We start from the raw sequence: 23,668 nt of genomic DNA, 5'->3' as shown, positions 1-23,668 counted from the left end.
GCCAATATTGGCTGCGTGCTATAAGTTACCGCCGACACAAAAAGAAAGAGCCGCCCATATAACAAAACAGTGGGCAGCGCAACTCTTCTAAACCAAAGGAGCAATCACGATGCAAGTGATGAAGTGGAGCGTAATCGCCCTGGCAGTAGCCGCGGGCACCAGCCAAATGGCAGTGGCTTCCAGCCAGTCCGAGTCGAACGGTTTTGTTGAAGACAGCAGCTTCAACATTTTCACCCGTGCCCTGTACTTCAACCGCGACTACCGTAACGGCGGCGGCAACATCGCTGACGCGAGCAAATCCAGCGGTTACAAGAGCGGTTACCGTGAAGATAGCGGCCTCGGCTTGCGCCTGCTGTACGAATCCGGTTTCACTCAAGGTACCGTCGGTGTAGGCGTAGATGCTTTTTCCCTGTCCAGCGTAAAGCTGGATGGCGGTAGAGGTCGTAATGGAAACGGCCTGTTTGGCAGCGACCGTGAAGGCCGCCCTGAAGATACCCAAAGCCAAGTAGGCGGAGCTATCAAGTTCCGTATTTCCGATACCGTCCTGAAATATGGCAACCAGTTCGTTGCCAGCCCGGTGTTCTCCACCGACGACAGCCGCATCCTGCCGGAAACTGCGACCGGTACCTACTTGGTCAGCAACGAGATCAAAGGCCTTGAGCTGAGCGCAGGTCGCTTCACTGCCCTGAGCAGCCAGACTGGCAGCAGCCGCGACGATATCAACGGCAGAGATGACAACGGCAACAAACTCCGTGGCCTGACATCAACCAATTTCGGCGGTGCCAACTACCAGTTCACCGATAATTTCAGTGCCGGATACCACTATGCCGACACCGAAGACTACTGGAAGAAGCACTACATCAACGCTAACTACACCATTCCGTTTAGCGATGACCAATCCCTGAACTTTGACTTGAATGCCTACCGCACCAAGAGCCAAGGCCAGGAACGCGGCGAAAAAGTTGACAACAAGCTGTGGAGCTTGGCTGGTGCTTACAGCTTCGGCGCTCACACTGTAACCCTGGCTTACCAACAATCCAGTGGTGAAACTCCGTATGCCTACGGTGTAGACGGTAACGGCACTGTCTGGGTCGCCAACGCCGTGACCAACGAATTCTGGAGCGAAGACGAGAAGTCTGCACAAGTTCGTTACGACATCGACATGAGCGCTTATGGTGTGCCTGGCCTGAGCTTCATGGCTCGTTACGTCAAAGGCTGGAACGTTACCTCTGACGCCGGCACTGACGGCAAGGAACACGAGCTGGGCTTCAGCGCCAAGTACGTGATCCAAGACGGCGCTGCGAAGGATCTGTCCCTGCGCCTGGCACTCAACCGTGCCCGTGCCGACCAAGTTGCAGCCAACGGCGCAGCTAACTTCGGTGGCGCTAGCGGCGACTTCAACGAAGTTCGCTTCTTCATCGATTACCCGCTGAGTGTTCTGTAACTTCAGCGCTACTCGATAGCAGCATAAAAGAAACCCGGTCTTGACCGGGTTTCTTTATTTCTCGCCTAGTGTTTTAAAGAGGCAAAGCATAAGTCCCTGTCACATGTGCAACCAACTCACTCTCATTACCCGCCGAATATAACGACACCTCACAAACTGCCTGGCGTCGGCTCAAGCGTAATATCCGCGCATCCGCCAGCAAATCCACTGGTTTGGGTTTGACCAGAAAATTGATATTGAGATTGGAGGTTACCGCCATCTCCACTCGACCCAGCCGCCCCAGCACGACGGCATACATGGCTGCATCACCCAACGCCATGATGGTCGGGCCAGATAGCGTTCCACCTGGACGCACCAATTTGGCCTGAAACGGCACCCGTGCCAGCACACCCTCATCATCGAGCCGATCGATCCGTAGATCGATATCTTCGGCCATTGGTAGCCCTGCCCGAATCAGCGTCTGAACGTCAAGAGCAGTCAATCCTGCCATCTTCCACCTCCTGCACTGCGATGATCTGGCGCTCACCCTCTGGAACCTCGGAAACATCGAACTTCATCGACTGCCCCGTCCTGTACGCCACTGTATAGGCACCGTACAATGCCGGCCTATTCCAAGCCCTAGCAACCGACAGAACGGCCAAACATGCGTACCAGTCAGTTCCTGCTCTCGACCCTGAAAGAAACCCCTTCCGATGCCGTGGTGATCAGCCACCAGCTGATGCTGCGTGCCGGCATGATCCGCAAACTGGCCTCCGGCCTGTACACCTGGCTGCCGATGGGCCTGCGCGTGCTGCGCAAGGTCGAGACCGTGGTGCGTGAAGAAATGAACGCCGCAGGCGCATTGGAAGTGCTGATGCCGGCCATCCAGCCAGCCGAGCTGTGGCAGGAATCCGGTCGCTGGGTGCAGTACGGCCCCGAGTTGCTGCGCGTGAAGGATCGTCATGATCGCGAGTTCTGCGTCGGCCCGACCCACGAAGAAGTGATCACCGACCTGGCTCGTAACGAGCTGAACAGCTACAAGCAGTTGCCGATCAACATGTACCAGATCCAGACCAAGTTCCGTGACGAGATCCGTCCGCGCTTCGGTCTGATGCGTGGCCGCGAATTCATCATGAAGGACGCCTACTCCTTCCATGCCGACCAGGCTTCCCTGCAGGAAACCTATGACCGCATGCACCAGGCCTACTGCAATGTATTCAGCCGCCTGGGCCTGAACTTCCGCCCGGTACAGGCCGATACCGGCTCCATCGGCGGCACCGGCTCGCACGAATTCCACGTACTGGCCGACTCCGGCGAAGACGATATCGCCTTCAGCAATGTCTCCGACTACGCCGCCAACATCGAGAAGGCCGAAGCTATCCCGCGTGAGAAAGCGCGCCTTGCAGCGACCGAAGCGATGCGCCTGGTCGATACCCCCGACACCAAGACCATCGACGCGCTGGTACAGGGCTTCGGTCTGGCCATCGAGAAGACCATCAAGACCCTGGTGGTGCACGCGGCCGAAGAAGGCAAGCTGATCGCCCTGATCGTGCGCGGCGACCATGAACTGAACGAAATCAAGGCCGCCAACCTGGAACAGGTCGCCAGCCCGCTGCAGATGGCCAGTGAAGCCGAGATTCGTGCCGCCATTGGCGCCGGCCCCGGCTCCCTCGGCCCGGTCAACCTGCCGATCCCCTGCATCATCGATCGCAGCGTCGCACTGATGAGCGACTTCGCCTCCGGTGCCAACATCGAAGACAAGCACTATTTCGGCGTCAACTGGGAGCGCGATCTGCCGCTGCCTGAGGTTGCCGACCTGCGCAACGTCGTCGCCGGTGACCCCAGCCCGGATGGCCAGGGCACCCTGGAAATCAAGCGCGGTATCGAAGTCGGTCACATCTTCCAACTCGGTACCAAGTACAGCGAAGCGATGAATTGCCAGGTGCTCGGCGAGAACGGCAAGCCAGTGACCCTGACCATGGGCTGCTATGGCATCGGCGTATCCCGCGTGGTGGCCGCCGCCATCGAGCAGAATTTCGACGAGCGCGGCATTCGCTGGAACGACGCCCTGGCGCCCTTCCAGATCGCCCTGGTACCGCTGCGCTATGAGACCGAACAGGTACGCGAAGCCACCGACAAGCTGTACGCCGAGCTGACTGCCGCTGGCTACGAGGTGCTGCTGGATGATCGCGACAAGAAAACCAGCCCCGGTATCAAGTTCGCCGACATGGAGCTGATCGGTATTCCGCACCGCGTGGTCGTCAGCGACCGTGGTCTGGCCGATGGCAACCTGGAGTACAAGAGCCGCGCCGAAACCGAAGCGCAGGCTGTGCCGCTGGCCGACATCCTGCCGTTCCTGCAAGCCCGTATCAGCCGCTGATCACGCCGCACCGAGACATCATGCACACGAGCAACAAACTTCGCCTGACCGGCGCCGCCTTGTGCGGCGCCCTCTTCCTCAGCGGTTGCGCCAATCAGTTGCCGCAACGCAGCGAACACGAGGAGCGCGTCGAACGCAAACTACTGGATCACCAGTTGCAGATCGACGTGGGCGAGCCAAAGGTGCTGGAGCTGCCACAGCGACGGATTCGCGTGCATGATCAGAAGAGCTACGAGGTCACGGCGTTCGAGGTCACTCGTCGCTATGACCGCTACACCCCCTATCAACCCTGGCGTGAGCTGTATGAAGTGCCGCTGGGGGCAGTTGCCGTGGTCGCAGGTGTCGGCGCCAATGTGCTCAACGTGGTATTGCTCGGCAGCCTGCCAGAGACTGTCACTCGCGACTGGATCAGCTACGGCATGGCGGGCCTCAACCCGTTCATGAACGTCGAGTCCAATGGTCGCGCCGAGCAGAACCTGGCGAGCATCGAGGAACTCCAGCGCGATCGACGCATGGAGTACATCAACCTGCCCTGGTCCGAGCGCCCGGTACTGATCAAGACAGCCGACCAGCAGTTCGAGCTGCTTACCGACAATACCGGCGTTCTGCGCCTGAATCTGCTGGATAGCCCGTTTACCGAGCAGAACATGGCCCGCCTGAACACGCTGCAACTGAGCGTAGAGGATCGCTTGGGTGAAGAGTCGGCCCAGGCGACGGCAACGCTGATGGTCAGCCACACACTACGTGGCAAGCTGCGCGAGGCCCATGACCTGATCTTCGACGACCTCGAAGGTGACGACGTGGCGCAATGGGTACACCGGGTCAAGCGCTTGTCGGATCTAGGCCTGGAAGAGGAAGCCAGCGAACTCGAGCAGAGCCTGATCGAACTGACGCGCAACGATCCGGAGCTGCAGGAAGCCTTCCTCAAGGCCTTGCTGAAAGACGCCGGGCGCCTGGCTGCCGATCCGGCCAACTGAGCTCGCACGACATGCGACAGGGCGTGCGCTCTGTCGCTTTGCAGGTTCCCGGTGCGCACGGCGCACCCTACCTTCAGACCATCTCCAGTCTCTGCTTGCCTCGCGGCGGCGCGAAGGCCGCATCCAGCACCTCCAGATCACCTCTATCCAGAATCAGTGAAGCCGCCGCAGCGTTGTCACGTAGATGTTGACGGCTCACCGCCTTGGGAATGGCGATCACACCTTCCTGCCTGAGCGTCCAGGCCAGCGCTACCTGAGCAGGTGTAACGGCATGACGCCTGGCCACTTCCAGCAGCGCCGGCTCATGTAGCAGTGCCCCTGCCTGGCTCAAAGGACAGTAGGCCATCAATGGCAGGGTCGCCTGCTGTTGCCAGGGCAGCAGGTCATATTCGATGCCGCGGGCTTCGAGGTTGTATAGCACCTGATTGGTCGCGCAGGCTGGCTGATCCAGTTCGAGCAGGTCATCCAGATCGAAGTTGGAAACGCCCCAGGCGCCGATCTTGCCCTGTTCGCGCAGGCGCTCGAAGCCCTCCACCGTTTCTGCCAGCGGATAGCGCCCGCGCCAATGCAGCAGATAGAGGTCGATAGACTCACAACCCAGGCGCCGTAGGCTACGCTCGCAAGCGGCCTGGACGCCCTGCAGGCTGGCATTGTGTGGGTACACCTTGCTGACCAGAAACACCTCGTCGCGCCGCCCAGCGATAGCGGCGCCGACGACTTCCTCGGCGCCACCCTCACCGTACATTTCAGCGGTGTCGATCAGCGTCAGCCCCAAATCGATGCCTTCTTGCAGGGCTGCGATCTCACGCGCGCGCTGGCGCTGATCCTCGCCCATGCGCCAGGTGCCCTGCCCGATTACCGGCACCGCAACGCCAGCCAATTCAATCGTACGCATCACTCCCTCCTGAACGGGTTGTGACCTGCCCGTAACCATCGCCACACCATTGCAACAGGCACAGACCATGGCCGAAGGGGTCGCTAAGCGTTACCAGGCGCCCCCATTGCTGCTCACTGATTTCGCCTTCCTGACGCGCACCTGCTGCCAGCGCGCGGGCCAGTGCAGCATCGAGATCCTCGACGATGAAATCGAGGTGTAAAGGCATCCAATGACGCTCGTAATCACGCGGCGATGGTGCCCCCGGGCAAGGAGGCGACCCGGCAGCCTTGTGCAGAAGGTAAATCGGCACCGGGGCACCGAGCATTTCGACTACGCTGCCCTCGAACAGATAGCGTCCCACACGCAGATCGAGTGCCTGCCGATAGAACGCGACAGCCGCCTGCAGGTCGGGCACGTCGAGATTGAGCAGCAATTGCATGTCAGAGCGGCTTGAGCAGCAGCAACAATGACACAGGCTGCACGCTTTCCGGGTGCAGCGGCTCCTGCAACCACTCCAGACGCCAACCGGTCTCGCCCATTAGGGACAACCAGGACTGCAAGGTGCGGAAGAACCAGGGCATAGGTGCCTGGAAACCCTCACCGAAACCGGCGAAGTCCTCCACCCGCCAGCCATCCTGATAAGGCTCACCATGGCTGGCGCGCCACGGATGCAGGGTCTGAATCAGCAGACTGCCGCCCGGCGCCAACAGCCCGTGCAGGCTGCGCATCACCGGCTCCAGCGGCTCTTCGAGCAACGCGAAGTTGCACACCAGCACTTCGAAGCGACCGAGTTGCTCGGCATGCTCCTCCAGCTCGGCATACCCACAAACACGATACTGGCTGCGGCCATCACAGGCGGCGCGGGCTGCTTCGATCAGCGGTGCGGACGCATCCACCCCGACTGGCTCGATGCCATGTTCGGCCAATCCTCGGCACAGCCACCCCTCGCCGCAACCGACGTCCAGCACGCGCTTGGGCGCCAGTGCCAGCACCGCCTGCAGAATCGCCGCGTCGGTGACCAGGCGCCGGCTCTCGATGCGCTGTTCGCGCACCGCGGCAGCCCAGGCATCGGCGTTGGCCTGCCAGCTCTGCTGAAGCTGTTCTCGGTGATCGCGCTGCATGCCGGTTACCTGCATTTTGCGTTGCCGCCGAGTCTAGCAGGCCATCGCCCAGCCTTGATATGTCCATCCGGCCTGTCGGATACGTGCATAGCGACTAAGCTTGTAAGGGACAGGCGAGACGGTCGTAGCTTGGTCAAGATTCAGCGAACGACAGTTTCGCGGCCTTTGTGAAGCAGACAGGTCAGGCCGGGGGATTATGGGCGCATTATGGCAATCCGACCCTGAGCAGCGCGATTTACGCTCAAGCGCTCTCCCCATCGCGGGTACGGCACGGGGCTCGAAGTCACGACGTTGGCGCCTGCTGCTGTATCTGCTGCTGATTGCCCTGCTGCTGGTCGCTGTTGCGCTGTTCGTATTCGAGTTGCGCAGCGCCCACTTCCAAGCACGTGAGCTGAGCCGCTACGCCGCCAGCCTGACCTATCAGGTCGAACCCGGCCCCAGCCCGAGCATCCTCTATCCCAGCGATGGCCCCTTTGATAAACGCCAGGGCTATGCCTATCTGCCATTGATGCTGGAGCGCCTGCAACAGCGCGACTTCCTGATCAGCGCACAATCGCGCTTCTCCCCGGAACTGATGGCGTACAGCAGTCATGGCCTGTTTCCCCCATTCGTCGAGAAGAGTCAGAGCGGGCTGAGCATCAGCGACTGCCGTGGCACACCGTTCTACGAATTTCACTACCCGCAGCAAGGCTATGCCGATTTCGCCAGCATCCCGCCACTGGTCGTCAGTAGCCTGCTGTTCATCGAGAACCGCTATCTGCTCGACCCCGCCCAGCCTCAGGCCAACCCGGCTGTGGACTGGCCACGCTTTGCCATGGCCGCACTGTCGCAGCTCGGCAAGGTACTCGACATGCAGGATCAATCCGCAGGGGGCAGCACCCTGGCCACACAGCTGGAGAAATACCGCCACTCCCCCGACGGCCTGACCCTGTCGGCAGGCGAGAAACTGCGGCAGATGATTTCCGCCAGCGTGCGCGCTTATCAGCAGGGGCCGCAGACCCTCGAAGCTCGGCAAAACATCGTGCGTGACTACCTCAACAGCGTGCCGCTGTCGGCTGCCCCTGGGCATGGCGAAGTTCACGGCCTGGCCGATGGTCTGCGCATCTGGTACGGCGCCGACTTCGAGCGCAGCAACGCCCTGCTCGATCCGAGTCGCTCGCCCGATGCCAGCCTGGCCGAACGCGGCCTGGCCCTGCGCCAGATGTTGTCACTGATGATCGCCCAGCGCCGCCCGTCCTATTATCTGGCGCAGGGGCGCAAGGAAATGGAGACCCTGACCGAAAGCCACATCCGCCTGCTGGCGAGTGGCGGGCTGATCGACACGCAACTGCGCGACGCAGCCTTGAGTCAGAAACTGCACTATCGCGACTGGCAGCAGGAACCCAACCTGCGCCCAGTGGAAAGCGACAAGGGCATCAGCGTCGCCCGTTCACGCTTGTCCAATCTGCTGGGTATGCCTTTATACGATCTCGACCGCCTCGACCTGGCCGCGCGCAGCACCTTGCAGCGCGACCTGCAACAGCAGACCAGCGCTTATTTGCAACACCTGGCCGACCCCGAGTTCGCCGGCAAGATTGGCCTGTTCGGTGATCGCCTGCTGTCACCGGAGAAAACCGCCGAAGTGCGCTACAGCTTCACCCTGTTCGAACGCACCGCAACGGGCAGCCTGGTTCGCGTGCAGACCGACAGCACCGACCAACCCTTCGACATCAACGAGGGCAGCAAACTGGAACTGGGCTCGACCGCCAAGCTGCGCGTGCTCGCGACCTATCTGGAAATCATCGCGGAACTGCATCAACGCCATTCAGGCAAGACACCCGCCGAGCTGCGTGCGCTGGAGATCGCCGAACAGGATCACCTCAGCCGCTGGGCCGTGGATTACCTGCGCAGCAATCCAGGCGTCGACCTCGCGAGCATGCTCGACGCCGCACTGGAGCGGCGCTACTCCGCCAACCCGCATGAGCGCTTCTTCACTGGCGGCGGCGTGCACACCTTCGGCAACTTCCGTCGCGAGGACAATGGCCGTAATCCCACACTGCGCGAGTCCCTGCGCGAGTCGATCAACCTGCCATTCGTGCGCCTGATGCGTGACCTGGTGCGTTACAGCACCTACCAGAGCAGCGCCGAGCTACTCAAGGACGACAAGGATCCTCGGCGCCAGGAGTACCTGCAGCGCTTCGCCGACCGAGAAGGTCGCACCTTCCTCCTGCGTTTCTGGCGCAAGTACCAAGGCCAGCCCGAGCAGCAACGCCTGGAGACCTTTCTCAGCGGCCTGCGGCAGACCTCGGCACGCCTGGCTGCCGTGCATCGCTACCTGATACCGAATGCCGACGAGGCGACGTTCGCCGCCTTCCTGCGCGCCCAGGTACCGCAGGAGAACCTCAGCGATGCACGCATCACCCGGCTCTACAACGACTACGGCCCCGGCGCCTACAGCCTGCCGGATCAGGGCTACATCGCCCGCGTTCACCCGTTGGAGCTGTGGCTGCTGGGCTTTCTCATCCAGCAACCACAGGCCAGCTTCAGCGATGCCGTGGCCGCCAGCGTCGACGAGCGCCAGGAGGTCTATGGCTGGCTGTTCCGCAGCCGGCACAAGAGTGCCCGCGACAGCCGCATCCGCATCATGCTGGAGGTGGAGGCGTTCTCCGACATCCACCGCCGCTGGAAGAATCTCGGCTATCCCTTCCAGCACCTCGTGCCGTCGCTGGCGACTGCTCTGGGCAGCTCTGGCGACCGCCCGGCGGCGCTGGCCGAGTTGATGGGCATCATTCAGAACGACGGCATTCGCCAGCCGGTGCAACGCATCGATGAACTGCACTTTGCAGCCCACACCCCCTACGAGACGCGAGTCGAACGTGATCCGCAGAGCGGCAAGCGGGTCATGCCATCGGAGGTCGCTGCGGCGCTGCGCGGCGCGCTTTCCCAAGTCGTCGAAGGTGGCACGGCACGTCGCCTGCAAGGCAGTTTCCGACTGGCAGACGGCCAGGCGCTGACCCTTGGCGGCAAGACCGGCACCGGTGACAACCGCATCGAAAGCGTCGGCGCTGGCGGACGGGTGTTGAGTTCACGGGCGATGAACCGCACCGCCACCTTCGTATTCTTTCTCGGTTCTCGTCACTACGGCACCCTGACGGCTTTCGTGCCTGGGCGCGAGGCCGAGCGCTTCACCTTCACGTCGGCGCTACCGGTGCAGGTACTCAAAGGCATGGCGCCGATCCTGACGCCCTACCTCGAACCCGGCAGCGCCACCCTGTGCCAGGCGCCGTTATCGGCGCAGCAGGCCAGTTGGCAGTAACACGCGGTAACCAGGCTACAGGCACAGCAACGAAACCGGGCGACGAATGACCGGTCAATGCCCCCAGCAACGCAGTACTGTCCTTGTGCTTTAACCTTCACTTTCTGGAGCCGCCATGCCCGCATCCTGGATCGCGCTGATGCGCCGTCGCCGTTTCAGCCTGATCGCCCTGCTGAGTCTGTTGATCCTGCTACCCGTGGGCTGCGCGAAGCTGGAAGAAACCGAGCGCAAGCTGGTGTTCCGAATCGAGCCAGGCACTGCCCGTTGGTTCAGCGGCATACCGAATGGCTTGCAGGAGATGGATCTGCAATCACCGGATCTGGCGCCCGGCGAAAGCCTGCATGCCTGGTGGTGGCCAGCAGCCCGCGCCGAAGCCCCTACCCTGCTCTACCTGCATGGATCACGCTGGAACCTCACCGGCCAGTTGTTTCGCATCGAGCAGTTGCACGCCATGGGCTACTCGGTGCTCGCGGTCGACTACCGCGGTTTCGGCCAGAGCCTTGGCCAGTTGCCTTCGGAGCGCACCGTCTACCAGGACGCGCATATCGCCTGGCAACATATCGAGCGCCTGCAACCCGACCCAGGCAAGCGTTTCATCTACGGCCACTCGCTCGGAGGAGCAGTAGCCGTGCACCTGGCCTACGAGCTGGCCCGCGAGCACGACTCGCCCCAGGCCGGTGGATTGATCGTCGAGTCCAGCTTCACCAACCTGGGCGATGTCGCCGCAGCCGTCACCCAGACATCGCTGCCCATACGCTGGCTGCTGTCCCAGGAGTTCGATTCGTTGAGCAAGATCGGTGACGTCGGCGTACCCGTCTTGATCGCCCACGGCCGCGATGACCGCTACGTACCTTCGCGCTTCAGCGAGGAGTTGTTCGCAGCCGCCAGCGAGCCCAAGCGCCTGTTGCTGATCGACGGTGCCAACCACAACAACAGCCTGCGCATGGCGGGCAGCGACTATCGGCAGGCCCTGCAGGATCTGAGTAAACGCCTGAACTGAACCGTTACGTTGGCTGTGCCGTGAACCACCGGCGCGCACGGCGCACCCTACATGCCCCCTTAGATGTAGCGTCGCGCAGCGACGGTTCGCAGGGCGGCCGGCATAAATGGCAGGCAATAAAAAACGGCGACTGCCATGCAGTCGCCGCTTTTTTCACATCATGAGGCAATCAGACCGCTTTGTATTCCTGATCGGCTTCATCGAAGCGCTTCTGGATCGAAGCGGAAGGCTCCTTGTCCAGCAGGCTGAAGACCACGATGCACAGACTGCAGAGGATGAAGCCCGGAATGATCTCGTACAGACCCAAGCCGATGAACTCCTTCCATACCACCACGGTGACGGCACCGACCACCATGCCAGCCAGCGCGCCGTTACGGGTCATGCGCTTCCACAGCAGGGAGAAGATCACCACCGGACCGAAGGCAGCACCGAAACCCGCCCAGGCGTAGGCCACCAGGCCCAGCACCTTGCTCTCGGGGTTGTAGGCAATGGCGATGGCAACCAGCGCGATGGCCAGCACCATGAAGCGACCGACCCATACCAGCTCGGACTGCGAGGCGTTCTTGCGCAGGAAGGCTTTGTAGAAGTCTTCGGTCAGGGCGCTGGAGCACACCAGCAGCTGGCAGCTCAGGGTACTCATCACGGCAGCCAGGATGCCCGACAGGACGATACCAGCGATCCACGGGTTGAAAAGGATCTTGGTCAGCTCGATGAACACGCGCTCACCGTTCTCGTTGACCGCGCCTGCCAGCTCCGGGTTGTTGTTGAAGTAGGCGATACCGAAGAAACCGGCAGCGACCGCACCACCCAGGCAGAGAATCATCCAGGCCATACCGATGCGGCGGGCCGCCGGAATGGTCTTGACCGAATCAGCCGCCATGAAACGCACCAGAATGTGCGGCTGGCCGAAATAACCCAGGCCCCAGCCCAGCAGGGAAACGATGGCGAGGAAGGACAGGTTGCGGAACATGTCGAAGTTGGCCGGGTTGGCCTGCTCGATGGTAGCCATGGCCGCGTCGTAGTTGCCCAGCGCCAGGATCACGAACACCGGGGTGATCAGCAGGGCGAAGAGCATCATCGCCGCCTGCACGGTGTCGGTCCAGCTCACGGCGAGGAAGCCACCGACGAACACGTAGAGGATGGTCGCCGCAGCGCCGATCCACAGCGCGGTGCCGTAGGAAATGCCAAAGGTGCTTTCGAACAGGCGCGCGCCTGCCACCACGCCCGAGGCGCAGTAGATGGTGAAGAACACCAGGATCACCAGGGCCGAGAAGATGCGCAGCAGACGGCTGCTGTCTTCGAAGCGGTTGGTGAAGTAGTCGGGCAGCGTCAGGGCGTTGTTGTTGTGCTCGGTGTGCACACGCAGACGCCCGGCAACGAACAGCCAGTTAAGGTAAGCACCGACGATCAGGCCGATGGCGATCCAGCTCTCGGAAATACCGGCAACGAAGATCGCGCCCGGCAGGCCCATCAGCAGCCAGCCGCTCATGTCGGAAGCGCCAGCCGACAGGGCGGTGACCACGCTACCGAGGCTACGACCGCCGAGGATGTAATCGGAGAAATTCTTGGTGGCTCGGTAGGCGATGAATCCAATCAGCACCATGGCCATGATGTACACCACGAAGGTGACGAGCATCGGAGTACTAGCTGTCATTGGGGGGCTCCCCTCTCATTTGTTGTTATCGGGCAGCGGGAAATAACCCGTATGCCCCGATTGTGAAACGCACTTGCTTGTGGCGAGCGCTGGGCATCGTCTACTTCCCTCTTAACGCAGGCAGCCCGGAGGTTGTCGGCAAAGGCAGGTAGACCCGAGCGGTTCTCCACCGCAGCCGTTGCGCGTCGGCGAGCGCATCACGCACGCTGCCAATCTCCTTGCGAACACCGCATCACACCGACTGCCATGTACATGCCCCTCGTATCGGTCTAGCCCAGTTACGCTGGTCTTACCAATCGAAGATCACCACAGCAGGCACTGCAAACGTGAAGAGCGGAATTTAGTGGCATCGTGACAGACGCTTCTTGCAGAAAGCTCTGAACTTTTTTCAGGAAACTCCAACGAAGGGAACTTCCGCCAGCCGGCTCGCTACATCAGACGCCCGCGCAAGACGCGGCATCACGCCCCGTCAGTCATGTCGATAAGGCAGATGCTGAGCCGCCTGCTCGGCATAGGCGAGCACATCGATGCGCTCCTGTTGCAGATAATCCGCCACCGCCTCCCGTAACCCGGGGTGACAGAGGTAGTGCCAGGATCGGGTGATCACCGGTTCGAAACCGCGAATCAGCTTGTGCTCCCCCTGGGCACCGGCGTCGAAACGAGCAAGCCCGGCCTCGATAGCCCAGGCAATGCCCTGGTAGAAGCAGGTCTCGAAATGCAGCCGGTCGAACTCGGCCAGGCAACCCCAGTAACGACCGTAGAGCGTATCGCCATCGAGCAGGCTGAAAGCCATGGCCACTGGGCGACCATGTTGATGCGCCAGCACCACGCGGATCAACTCGGGCATGCGCTCGGCCAACAGACTGAAGAAAGCCCGCGTCAGGTAGGGTGCCTGCCCGCGAACGTGGTAGGTGTTGGCGTAGCAGTGATAGACGAAGTCCCACTGCGCCTCGCTCAATTCATGGCCACCTAGCCACTCGAACTCGATGCCCTGCCCCGCCACCTGTTCCCGCTCCTTGCGCATCTGCTTGCGCTTGCGCGAGGCGAGTGCATCGAGAAAATCCTGAAAGTCGCGATAGCCGCGATTACTCCAGTGATACTGACAGCCAATCCGCTCCAGCCAGTTCTCACGACCTTGCAGCACTTCATCGCAGGCCGGTTGGGTGAAGTTGACATGCAGGCTGGAAAGCCCCTCCTCATGCAACGCAGTGGTCAAGGCTTCGATCAGGCTGGCACAGCCCTGGCGATCACCGAGCAGGCGCGCACCACCGACCGGGGAAAAGGGAATGGCCCCCAGCAGCTTGGGGTAATAGGCGATACCCGCACGGCGACAGGCATCGGCCCAGCCGTGATCGAACACGTACTCGCCATAGGAATGCTGTTTGACGTAAGCCGGCATAGCCGCCTGCAACTGCCCGTGCTCGTCGAACCAGAGCCGATGCGCAGGCTGCCAGCCCGTGCGCCCGCCGACACTGCCGCTGTCCTCCAACGCACTGAGAAATGCGTGGCGCAGAAAGGGCTGCGGGCTGGGTAAAAGGGCATCCCAGTCAGAGGGAGGTACCTGATGCAGGGTGGCGATGCATTGGAGCGGCATGACGAGTTCCAGACCTTCTCAAGCACGAATGGCGGTAGCGGTTCGACTGCAATATATCTCTAACAATGGCCACGCAATATGGGCACTCCAACACTTATAACCTCATGCTTTTGAAGGAGTTCTCATGCACAAGTCGCTCGTCGCCATCGGCGTGGCCATGATCCTGGGTAGCAGCGCCGCCATGGCGGACAAGTCCATCGTCCATCCCTTTTACGCAGAACAGGCGGAAAATGCACCGAACGATGTGCACATGGCAGTGGAGATCCCGGCGGGTAGTTTCACCAAATACGAGATCAACGAGCAGGGCTTGGTGTTCGTCGATCGCTTTCAATCGATGCCGGTCGTCTATCCGGCCAACTATGGCTCTCTTTCCCGCACCCTGGGCGGTGACAACGATCCGCTGGACGGCCTGGTACTGACGCGCGAACCTCTGCACCCCGGTGTGCTGATCAAGTTCCGCCCCATCGGCTACCTGAAGATGATCGACGGCGGTGAAGCCGACGAGAAGATCATCGGCGTGCCGAGCAGCGACATCGATCCGAGCTATGACAAGATCCAGGACATCACTGATCTGCCGGAAATCGAGCGGCAGCGCATCGAAGCCTTCTTCCGCGTTTATAAACAGTTGCCGGAAGGCCGCAAGAAGGTCGAGCTGAACGGCTATGGCAATGCCGCCGAAGCACGTCAGATGATTCAGCAGGCACTGGACAACTTCAAGAAAAACAACTGATTCCAATCTGAACAAAAAGCCCGGAGCGATAGCCGGGCTTTTTTATTTCTCGCCACAGAGCCGACTCAGCTTCTGCTGGCCAGGCTCTTCTTGTAGCTGGTAGCGTAATTCAGCTTGCGCCCGGCAACCTTGTTCAGTTCCTTGCGATCCAGCGACGAATAACCACCCAGCTCACGCGCCTTGAAACCACTGTCTCCCACGTTCTCGTCAGGAGCCAGCGCCACCATTTTCTTCGCGGCAGCTTCGACCGCATCGCGGTAATCACCGCGATCACTCAGATCATAGCCGTCCAGTGGCAGCACCGAACGCAGCCAGTTGCCCCAATAGAACTCGAGAAACTCAGGCGCCACTTCGCCGGAGCGCGGCTTGTCATAACCCACCTCGCGGGTGAAATACACCAGCGCACGATAAGGGTCGTTGGCCAGGTGCTGCAGACCGAGTTGCGCCGGTATCTGACCTGAGTCGATAGGTTGACCATTGCCGTCTTTGAGCCAGACCTTGCGCGCCTGCTGCATCCGCTGCCAGAAGCTGGCCAGGTCGGCACTGTCGCTGAAATTATCGGTCACCCGAACCCACATGCTCAGGTTCTCGCCACCGCCGGGGTGCTCCATCAAGACGGTGAAAGTGTGATGCCCGTCGGTGAGAAACAGCTTGCCGCCAGGGCCGACCACTACGGTCTTCATCTCGCTGCTGCGTGCACCGACCTTGTCCTGACAGGTGAAACTCTCAGGTTTGTGCAGATCGGCATCACCAGGCACCTTGGCACTCTCGCCCTGGCCATTGGCTTCGCAGTATTCGTCGAACAGCTTGTTGCGTTCCTGCGCGAAGCGGCCGAGCTTGTAATAGATCTGATCATAACCAACCGCTGCCTGGGTCGGATGCAGGGCCTGCAGGGGCACCTGGAGCAGCTCGCCGGGCTTGGCCGTGCTGTAATCCTCGGCCAGAACAGCCGAACTCAGGCCGAGCGCGACCAGCAACAGAGTGATGTGACGCATCGAACAATCTCCAAAGGACTTGGCGATAAAAAAGCCCCGCCAGGGGCGGGGCTCAATCAGGAGCAACGGATGAAGGTGTTGCTTAGAACACGTACTGCAGGCGCGCGATGATGGCCTTGCCGTCATCCTGAACACCCTTGCCATCGACCTGGTTGGAGGTGTTGATGTTGTCAACCTGGTAATCGACGTAGTTCAAGCTGGTACGTACGGATGGCGTGACGAAGTAGTTCACACCCACCACCATGGCCTTGGTCTCGAACTCGTCGTTGACATCATCAGCGACGATACCGGCCAGGCCCAGGTTGCCCGGAATGGCCCCTGCATCGGAGTCGATGGTGGCGCTCTCGTAACGCGCGAAGACTTCCCAGGAGCCTTTCATGTTGTCCGGCTTGTCCCACTTGCCGTCAGCGGCCTTGTATTGGCGCACGCCATTGAACATGTAGGAAACCTGAGCGTAGTAGCCGCTGAGGTCGACGTCGGATTTGGCACCGGCCAGTGTTTCACCGCTGATCTGACGCTGGAAGTACTCCGCTTGTGCGCGGAAGGCACCGAACTGAGCACCGGATTCCAACACCCACTCGACGTCCTTGTCAGCCACACGCACGTCGCCGAAGGTCAGGCGAAAATCGTTGTCGCTGCGAATGCCCATGCGGGTACGAGCGCGGGCACGGTTATCGTCGGACTCGCTGTTGTGGTAGTTGGCAGCAAGGTGAATGACGTCGGTGCCATTGAGGTAAGGCGCCCAATGGGCACGCAGGGTGTAACCGTAGAGCTCGTCGTTGTCTTCGCTCTTGTAGTTGTTGTCACCCTCGTAGGTGGCAACCTGAGCCATCAGGCCGTAGTTGTCGCCGGAGTGCTTGAAGTTCACGCCGAACTGGGTGTCTTCATCGCCGTTCAGGAAGTCGTACATGAACGGACGCTCGATGGCGGTGATCCAGGAGGAGCTGGTGGAGTTTTCCAGACCGTAGTCGACACCAAAACGGCCGACGGTAAAGGTGCCGATATCCAGACCGGTATATGCGATGAAGGCACGGTCGACGCTGGTGTCATCACCTTCGTCATAGCTCAGACGCAGACCCCAATCCCAATCGCTGTAGGCAGTGCCTTCCAGACCGAACTCACCGCGGCGGATGAAGGTGTTGAAGGTATCGTCGAACGGCTTGTTCTGGTCGGCAGCCATCAGGCCATCGAACTGAGTGGCGTCCCATTGCAGTTTGCCGCTCAGCTTGAAGCTGAAGGCCTTGTCGGTGGTGGCGACTTCCAGGCCACCTTTGGTCTTGATCACGAGGTCGGCGCCGTCAGTGGTGACGGTACCGGCGAAAGCCTGGGCGGAGACGGCCAGAGCCAGGGCGCTGGCTGCGAAACCGGCGAAGTGCTTACGGATCATCGAGGATTCCCCTGTTGGACTTTAAGTGTTGAAAACACCCGAGCGGAGCGCTCGTTCGTGTTGGGGGGAATCTTGGCGAGGGGTTATTTCAGCGCAGTTGCCGATATATAAATATTTGATGACAGCGGAACTTTTTACTCCGAACGTCTATAAGGCAAGCTACAGCCCGGCACTCAGTGACAGCAGGTAGATTTCAGCCGCGCAGCACGCCTTCACGCTCCCACGCGCAGCGCACACGCAACGCACCCTCCTGCGGGCTGTGAAATCCGCTATCGGACTCCCAGCGGAAGGTGTGAATGCCGTTGAGTTCGGTTTCCAGGTGCACCACCGCGCTGGCCCAGTACAGGCGCTTGAGCAGCGCCTCGAAGGCCTCGATCCACAGGTTCCATTCGTATTCCACAGCGCCGTAGCTGGCACCGAAATGGATCACCTGGGTCTGATACAGGCCTGCGCCAGGCAGGTCACAGAAGGAGAACATCTCGCGGCCAAGAAACGGCCAGAGATCGCCAGCCGGCAATTCGGCGAGCACGCCATGGTTGGTTTCGCGACGCTGGCGACGTTGCTCGGGGTCATCCGAGGGCCAGTCGCGGATGCAGCCATAAACGATGGATTCGGACTCCACACCGGCACTCCTGAAAAAGCAGAACGCCTTCTAACACAGCCCGCCAGGGCAAGAAAGGAACTGGCGCGAATTCTTCAGCGTTGAACCTGCCGGCGCCGCCCAAGCAGCAAGGCCAATACCGTCATCACCAGAGCCAGGCCAGTGAGAACGGCGAACGGCAGCTGATAGCTGCCCGACAGATCACGCGCCAGGCCGGTGAGGATCGGCGTCAGGCAACCCAGGCTGTAGCCGGTGAACAGCATCATCGCGGTCCAGCGGCTGACCGCCAACGGCGAGCCCGCCTCGTACAACGGCAGCACCAGCGACAAGGCGAAGGAACCGCCCAGGGAGAAGCCCATGATCACCGCCCACATCTCCGGCACCAGTCGCGGCATGAACGTCACCATCACCAGGCACAGGCAGGTGGTCGCGCCGCAGGCCAGCAGCAACGGATAGCGCGCGTTGTAGCGCTGCGCCAACCAGGGCAGCAGGAACGAACTGGGCAAGCCCATCAGCATCGCGATGCTCAGCAATGAATTGCTGCGCAGCATGCTCAGTCCGGCTTCGTGATAACGCGCCACGGCCCAGGTCGCGATGGCATAGAACAGACCGGCCTGAATGGCGAAGAAACAACTGATCAACCAGGCGCGTGGCTGACGCCAGGGCAACCCGCCGCTCTCCTGCTCGCCGGCGCTACCCGCCTGATTCGGCAACCAGATCCACAACAGCACGCCCAACACCGCAGGCGTTGCCCACACGGCCAGCCCCAGGTGCCAGGCATCGCCGAATAGCGCCGTGGCCGGGGCCGTCAGTACCGCGCCGCCCGCGCCACCGATGGCCATACCGAGTGAATACCAACCGACCACGCGGCCCATCTGGCTGGCGAAATGACGTTTGATGAATCCCGACAGCAGCGGCCCGGCAACGGCGATGGCAGCCCCCAGCGCGATAGCGCTGCCGATCAGCACCACGCTTTGATGCGCCGCCAGTCGCGCCAGCAGCGCCAGCCCGATCAAGCCCAGGCACAGGACGATGGTGCGCTCCAGCCCCCAGCGCACTGCCAGGCGCGGCGCCAGGGGCGCGAGCAAGCCCATGCACAGCACCGGCAAGGCCGTGGTCAGGCTGATGAAGCTGCGGCTCAGCGACAGCTCGGCGGCAATACGCTCGATGAGCGGTGCAAGGGACGTGATGCCGGGGCGCAAATTGATCGCCGCCAGCACCAGGGCCACCAACAACAGGGCCCGAGGGACTGGTTTCACAGGTATTCCATGGTCAGGACGGCAGGTAGGCCGGGGCGGCCACCCTACCCCCGCAGACTGCGGCAGGCAAGCCTACGGGTATAAATAGCTGACCTACCGGTCAGCTAGCAGGTTTGACCTTGCCACGCATCTTCTCGGCCATGCCGGCCATCTCGTCGTACAGTACCTGCGGGTTCTTCTGCTTGATCGCCCAGGCCATGCGCCCCATCTCGTGGGGCAGGATCATGAAGCTGCCCTTGCCCATCTCGTCATGGATGTAGTTGGCGATGTCCGCCGCACTGATCGGCGAGCTTTCCAGCAACTTGCCAACCTGCGCCTTCATCGCCGGGGTCGGGCCACGGAAGGAATCCAGCAGGTTGGTCTGGAAGAACGACGGGCAGACCACATGCACACCGACCTCCAACTGGCGCAGTTCGACCAGCAGGCTTTCCGACAGGGCCACCACACCGGCCTTGGCCACGTTGTAGTTGCTCATCCCCGGCCCTTGCATCAACGCCGCCATCGACGCGATGTTGACGATCTTGCCTTTGCTCTTTTCCAGCAACGGCAGGAAAGCCTTGCAGCCCTTGACCACGCCCATCAGGTTGATGGAAATCTGCCAGTCCCAGTCCTCCAGCGACAGTTCGCTGAAGAAGCCACCGGAAGCGACACCGGCGTTGTTGACGATGACATCGATACCGCCGAACTGCTCCTCGCAAGCCTGCGCCAGCGCCGTCAGTTGGCTGTAATCACGCACGTCGCAACGGCGGGTGAAGCCATCGCCGCCCGCTTCCCGCACCAGCTTGAGGGTTTCGGCGAGGCCAGTTTCGTTGACATCGGCCAACGCCAGGCGCCAGCCCTCGCGAGCCCAGCGCAGAGCGATTTCACGCCCCAGACCGGAACCAGCGCCAGTGATCATCATGCGGTTTTGCATAGCAGGCCTGCCTTTCGATATTCGGTTTCAATGGCTCGCAGTGTAGCCAAGGAAATAGTGCTCAAGCCCCTTAATCAGACTTATGAATGGCCAGGGCAAATCAGCGCTACGTGCGTTGCAACCAGCGCTTGAGCAGACAGGCATAGACAGTGACGTTGATCAGCACCACGACGCCGCCGAGCCAGAGCTGTATCTGCGGTGTCAGCCCTGCCGGATAGATCAGCGGAATCAGGTAGTGCTCGATGAAGCCGCCTTCGTAACCCGCATCACCGGCAGCTCGCCGCAACTGATTTTCCCAGGGGGTCAACGGGCACAGAAGATGGAAGAACTCCACCGTGGCGCCCCACACCACTGCCGGCAGATGCAGCCAGAGCAAACGCGGCCAGCGCAGCAGCAACAGGCCGCCAAACAACACGAAAAGGATGAAGCCAAGGTGGATCACCACCAGCGCATCGGCCGCCAGACGCCAGCCCATCGTGGCTCAGTCCACCACGAACAGGCGCGCACCGGACGATGTCGAGGAGCGATGAGCCTCGGCACCGTCCGCCACCTGATAGCTCATGCCGGGTTTGAGCACGAATACCCGGCCATCCTCCAGCTCGGTGCTCAGCTCCCCCTCCAGGCACAACAGCACATGCCCCTTGTGGCACCAGTGATCGGCCAGGTAACCCGGTGAATACTCGACCATGCGTACGCGCAGCGAACCGAACTGGCAGGTGCGCCAGCGCGCCACGCCACGCTCGCCCGGATGTTCGGTCGCAGGGATCGCAGCCCAGTCCGTCACACCGAAGGGAATATCACTGATCTGCATGAATCGGCTCCATAGAAATAGAGCGCCACCTTAACGCAGCCTCCCACCCGGGGAATAAATAGAAAGAAACTCTAGAAAAAGAAGAATCAATTTACACTGACTATCAACTCCATACAAAGGCCGTATTTCCCTGATTTCGGCAGGCGCACTAGCCTTGCACTCAATGCGAAATGATTCTCATCGAGGTGCATCATGCTCAAGACCCTGACCTTCACCCTCATGCACTTCTGCATCGCCTTCGGCGTGACCTACGCACTGACCGGCAGCATCGCGGCGAGTGGCCTGGTAGCGGCCATCGAGCCGCTGTGCAACTCCGTGGGTTTCTACTTTCACGAGAAGATCTGGCAGCGCTTCGAACGGCGCCAACGGCCGGCGGCAGAGCGTCCCAAGCACGCCTGGCTGCACCACCACGCCTGAGTGAAAAAACCTGCAAAGGGTTCGGCGTACGGCAACCTCATTGCCACTACTCAAGTTTCCCTGCGATAAGGCAGGATAGTCTGGCACTTTGCCCCGCTTGCTGCTGTCATAAGCCAGCTGTTCAATCCAGACGTTCTCTTATTAAAGGGACTTGCCAAATGCCCAGCCTTGCCCGACTCGCCGCCTTGCTCGGCGGCCTGGTCTTCTGTGCCTCCGCGATAGCCGCCGATGTGGATGCGGAAAGCTACGGTTATCCGCTGGCCAACCCGTTCGAAGCGACCATCGCCACCACACCGCCCGATCTGCGCCCTGCGCTACCGGCCGACGGAGACATCAAGCAGCGCGACTATTCGGTGCGCCTGCGTCCGGATCGTGAGTTCGAGTTGCTGGACAACTTCTGGCCGGTGACCAAGCTGCGTTACCGCCTGGCCGAGCAGAAAGGCCGAGCACCGCTGATCTTCATCATCTCCGGCACCGGCGCGCATTACGCCAGCGGCACCACCGAATACCTGAAGAAACTGTTCTACGGCGCCGGCTTCCACGTCGTGCAGCTGTCATCTCCGACCAGCTACGACTTCATGGCCGCCGCCTCGCGCTTCGCCACCCCTGGCTACAGCCCGGACGACGCCGACGATCTGTACCGTGCCATGCAGGCCGTGCGCGCCCAACATCCGAAGCTGGAGGTCAGCGAGTTCCTGCTCACCGGCTATAGCCTGGGGGCGCTGCATGCCGCCTTCGTCAGCCAGCTGGATGAAACCCGCCGCGCCTTCGACTTCAAGCGCGTGTTGCTGCTCAACCCGCCGGTCAACCTCTATACCTCCATCAGCAACCTGGACAAGCTGGTGCAGACCAAGGTGCAAGGTATCGACAACAGCACCAACTTCTACGACCTGGTATTGGGCAAGCTGACCCGCTACTTCAACGACAAGGGCTATCTGGATATCAACGACGCCATGCTCTATGACTTCCAGCAGTCTAAAGAGCGGCTCTCCGACGAGCAGATGGCCATGCTGATCGGCACGTCGTTCCGTTTCTCGTCCGCCGATATCGTATTCACCTCGGACTTGCTCAACCGCCGCGGACTGATCACCCCGCGCGACTACCACATCACCGAAGGCACCAGCCTCACGCCCTTCTTCCAGATGGCACTGCGCTGCGACTTTGACTGCTACATCGCCGAGCAGCTGATGCCCATGTGGCGCGCACGCTACGACGGCGGTAGCCTCAACCAGTTGATCGAGAAGAGCAGCCTCTACGCACTGGAGGATTACCTCAAAGGCAGCGACAAGATCGCCGTGATGCACAACGCCGACGACCTGATCCTCGGCCAGGGCGACATCGGCTTCCTGCGTCGCACCTTCGGCGAACGCCTGACCCTGTATCCGCGTGGCGGGCACTGCGGCAACCTCAACTATCGCGTCAACAGCGACGCCATGCTGGAGTTCTTCCGTGGTTAAGCACAGCACTCTCATCATCGCCCTGCTGCTGGCCAGCGGGCAGGCTCTGGCCGAACACCAGGTCGATTCCGACGGCTTCACCAACCCGCTGCAACACCTGCAGTTCAACCCAGGTCTGGATCAGCAGGAGTTCGAGCGCGCCTCCAACGATGCGTTGCAGGTCTATGACCCGCTGGAGTCGTGGAACCGCCGCGTCTACCACTTCAACTATCGCTTCGATCAGTGGGTGTTCCTGCCCGTGGTCGACGGCTACCGCTACATCACGCCAAATCTCGTGCAAACCGGCGTGCACAACTTCTTCAACAACCTGGGCGAGATTCCGACCCTGGCCAACAGCGTTTTGCAGCTCAAGGGCCAACGGGCAATGAACAGCACGGCACGCCTGCTGTTCAATACCATCATCGGCGTGGGCGGCCTCTGGGATCCGGCCACGCACATGGGCCTGCCGCGGTTGAGCGAGGACTTCGGCCAGACCCTGGGCTATTACGGTGTGCCTGCCGGGCCTTACCTGATGCTGCCGCTGCTCGGTCCTTCGAACCTGCGCGACACCGGTGGCCTGGTGGCGGATTACAGCCTGGAGAACGCGGTCAACTACCTCGACGTGGCCGACGCCAGCCGCAGCAACCCCGGCATCACCGTGTTGCGCGTCGTTGACACCCGCGCCAATACCGGTTTCCGTTATGGCCAGCTGAACTCACCGTTCGAGTACGAGAAGCTGCGCTTCTTCTATCACGAATCGCGCAAACTGAAGATTGCCGATTGACCCCAGGGCTACGC

Annotated in this window: 22 protein-coding genes; 9 read left to right on the top strand and 13 right to left on the bottom strand. The window is 61.1% G+C overall.

The genetic code is table 11. The features are described 5' to 3' along the window. Positions 1-109: 109 nt before the first annotated feature. The gene (locus HS968_RS07340) at positions 110-1,444 is read left to right on the top strand and encodes an OprD family porin (RefSeq protein ID WP_182370755.1); all 1,335 of its coding nucleotides are present in this window, start codon (positions 110-112) and stop codon (positions 1,442-1,444) included. Between the two features lie 73 nt (positions 1,445-1,517). On the opposite strand, the gene HS968_RS07335 is transcribed toward HS968_RS07340, so the two are convergent. Beyond that, positions 1,518-1,925, bottom strand: coding sequence for a PaaI family thioesterase (locus HS968_RS07335; RefSeq protein ID WP_106743020.1), 408 nt, complete (start codon positions 1,923-1,925; stop codon positions 1,518-1,520). 162 nt (positions 1,926-2,087) lie between these two features. Between HS968_RS07335 and HS968_RS07330 the strand changes: the two genes are divergently transcribed. Together HS968_RS07330 and HS968_RS07325 are read left to right on the top strand one after the other, a co-directional pair. Continuing rightward, positions 2,088-3,803 carry a proline--tRNA ligase gene (locus tag HS968_RS07330; RefSeq protein ID WP_182370754.1) on the top strand — a complete coding sequence of 572 codons (1,716 nt, stop codon included), beginning with the start codon at positions 2,088-2,090 and terminating at the stop codon, positions 3,801-3,803. A 20-nt stretch (positions 3,804-3,823) separates the two neighbouring features. Next, a complete protein-coding gene (locus HS968_RS07325; RefSeq protein WP_182370753.1) occupies positions 3,824-4,780 on the top strand; it encodes a hypothetical protein in 957 nt (318 codons plus the stop codon). A gap of 73 nt (positions 4,781-4,853) precedes the next feature. Here the strand turns inward: HS968_RS07325 and HS968_RS07320 are convergent, their stop codons facing one another. From HS968_RS07320 to HS968_RS07310, 3 genes are read right to left on the bottom strand one after another with little or no spacing between them, the layout of a single operon-like run. Then, positions 4,854-5,675: an aldo/keto reductase gene (locus tag HS968_RS07320; protein WP_106739321.1), complete on the bottom strand. Its 822-nt coding sequence runs from the start codon at positions 5,673-5,675 to the stop codon at positions 4,854-4,856. After that, a complete protein-coding gene (locus HS968_RS07315; protein WP_119693527.1) occupies positions 5,662-6,096 on the bottom strand; it encodes a VOC family protein in 435 nt (144 codons plus the stop codon). Before HS968_RS07315 ends, HS968_RS07320 begins: the two co-directional genes overlap by 14 nt. Before the next feature lies 1 nt (position 6,097). Beyond that, positions 6,098-6,778: a class I SAM-dependent methyltransferase gene (locus tag HS968_RS07310; RefSeq protein ID WP_106739319.1), complete on the bottom strand. Its 681-nt coding sequence runs from the start codon at positions 6,776-6,778 to the stop codon at positions 6,098-6,100. Between the two features lie 196 nt (positions 6,779-6,974). Here HS968_RS07310 and HS968_RS07305 point away from each other — a divergent pair, with 196 nt between their 5' ends. Then, positions 6,975-10,073 (top strand): transglycosylase domain-containing protein, encoded by a 3,099-nt coding sequence (locus HS968_RS07305; RefSeq protein ID WP_182370752.1) that lies wholly within the window; start codon positions 6,975-6,977, stop codon positions 10,071-10,073. 115 nt (positions 10,074-10,188) lie between these two features. Continuing rightward, on the top strand, positions 10,189-11,073 hold the full coding sequence (locus HS968_RS07300) for an alpha/beta hydrolase (protein ID WP_106739317.1): 885 nt from the start codon (positions 10,189-10,191) through the stop codon (positions 11,071-11,073). A 169-nt stretch (positions 11,074-11,242) separates the two neighbouring features. Here the strand turns inward: HS968_RS07300 and putP are convergent, their stop codons facing one another. Beyond that, positions 11,243-12,727 (bottom strand): sodium/proline symporter PutP, encoded by a 1,485-nt coding sequence (gene putP / locus HS968_RS07295; protein ID WP_106739316.1) that lies wholly within the window; start codon positions 12,725-12,727, stop codon positions 11,243-11,245. A gap of 469 nt (positions 12,728-13,196) precedes the next feature. After that, a complete protein-coding gene (locus HS968_RS07290; protein WP_182370751.1) occupies positions 13,197-14,321 on the bottom strand; it encodes a GNAT family N-acetyltransferase in 1,125 nt (374 codons plus the stop codon). Positions 14,322-14,445: 124 nt separating this feature from the next. Between HS968_RS07290 and HS968_RS07285 the strand changes: the two genes are divergently transcribed. Beyond that, on the top strand, positions 14,446-15,051 hold the full coding sequence (locus tag HS968_RS07285; protein WP_106739314.1) for an inorganic diphosphatase: 606 nt from the start codon (positions 14,446-14,448) through the stop codon (positions 15,049-15,051). A gap of 65 nt (positions 15,052-15,116) precedes the next feature. On the opposite strand, the gene HS968_RS07280 is transcribed toward HS968_RS07285, so the two are convergent. The 7 genes from HS968_RS07280 to HS968_RS07250 all read right to left on the bottom strand — a co-directional run bounded on the left by HS968_RS07280 (position 15,117) and on the right by HS968_RS07250 (position 21,017). After that, a complete protein-coding gene (locus tag HS968_RS07280; protein ID WP_182370750.1) occupies positions 15,117-16,046 on the bottom strand; it encodes a ParB/Srx family N-terminal domain-containing protein in 930 nt (309 codons plus the stop codon). 82 nt (positions 16,047-16,128) lie between these two features. After that, positions 16,129-17,433 carry an OprO/OprP family phosphate-selective porin gene (locus HS968_RS07275; RefSeq protein ID WP_106739312.1) on the bottom strand — a complete coding sequence of 435 codons (1,305 nt, stop codon included), beginning with the start codon at positions 17,431-17,433 and terminating at the stop codon, positions 16,129-16,131. Between the two features lie 193 nt (positions 17,434-17,626). Beyond that, positions 17,627-18,055, bottom strand: a complete 429-nt coding sequence (locus HS968_RS07270; protein WP_106739311.1) for a hypothetical protein — start codon at positions 18,053-18,055, stop codon at positions 17,627-17,629. A gap of 74 nt (positions 18,056-18,129) precedes the next feature. Next, positions 18,130-19,293 (bottom strand): MFS transporter, encoded by a 1,164-nt coding sequence (locus HS968_RS07265; protein WP_182370749.1) that lies wholly within the window; start codon positions 19,291-19,293, stop codon positions 18,130-18,132. 100 nt (positions 19,294-19,393) lie between these two features. After that, complete coding sequence (locus HS968_RS07260; protein ID WP_179624201.1) at positions 19,394-20,206, bottom strand: SDR family oxidoreductase; 813 nt, start codon at positions 20,204-20,206, stop codon at positions 19,394-19,396. A 106-nt stretch (positions 20,207-20,312) separates the two neighbouring features. After that, on the bottom strand, positions 20,313-20,681 hold the full coding sequence (locus HS968_RS07255) for a DUF2784 domain-containing protein (protein ID WP_119693522.1): 369 nt from the start codon (positions 20,679-20,681) through the stop codon (positions 20,313-20,315). Between the two features lie 6 nt (positions 20,682-20,687). Further along, positions 20,688-21,017 carry a DHCW motif cupin fold protein gene (locus tag HS968_RS07250; protein ID WP_106739307.1) on the bottom strand — a complete coding sequence of 110 codons (330 nt, stop codon included), beginning with the start codon at positions 21,015-21,017 and terminating at the stop codon, positions 20,688-20,690. 192 nt (positions 21,018-21,209) lie between these two features. On the opposite strand from HS968_RS07250, the gene HS968_RS07245 reads away from it, so the two are divergent. The 3 genes from HS968_RS07245 (at position 21,210) to HS968_RS07235 (ending at position 23,654) form a co-directional block, all read left to right on the top strand. After that, positions 21,210-21,434 carry a DUF2061 domain-containing protein gene (locus tag HS968_RS07245; RefSeq protein ID WP_119693520.1) on the top strand — a complete coding sequence of 75 codons (225 nt, stop codon included), beginning with the start codon at positions 21,210-21,212 and terminating at the stop codon, positions 21,432-21,434. A gap of 158 nt (positions 21,435-21,592) precedes the next feature. Next, positions 21,593-22,891: a serine/threonine protein kinase gene (locus HS968_RS07240; RefSeq protein WP_179624200.1), complete on the top strand. Its 1,299-nt coding sequence runs from the start codon at positions 21,593-21,595 to the stop codon at positions 22,889-22,891. Then, positions 22,884-23,654: an MlaA family lipoprotein gene (locus tag HS968_RS07235; protein ID WP_182370748.1), complete on the top strand. Its 771-nt coding sequence runs from the start codon at positions 22,884-22,886 to the stop codon at positions 23,652-23,654. Before HS968_RS07240 ends, HS968_RS07235 begins: the two co-directional genes overlap by 8 nt. The last annotated feature ends 14 nt before the right edge of the window (positions 23,655-23,668 follow it).

Origin of the sequence: Pseudomonas berkeleyensis (assembly GCF_014109765.1) — a bacterium.
Lineage (GTDB): Bacteria > Pseudomonadota > Gammaproteobacteria > Pseudomonadales > Pseudomonadaceae > Aquipseudomonas > Aquipseudomonas berkeleyensis.
Note: the sequence above shows the minus strand (reverse complement) of the source record. Positions and strands in the feature narration are given on the sequence as shown.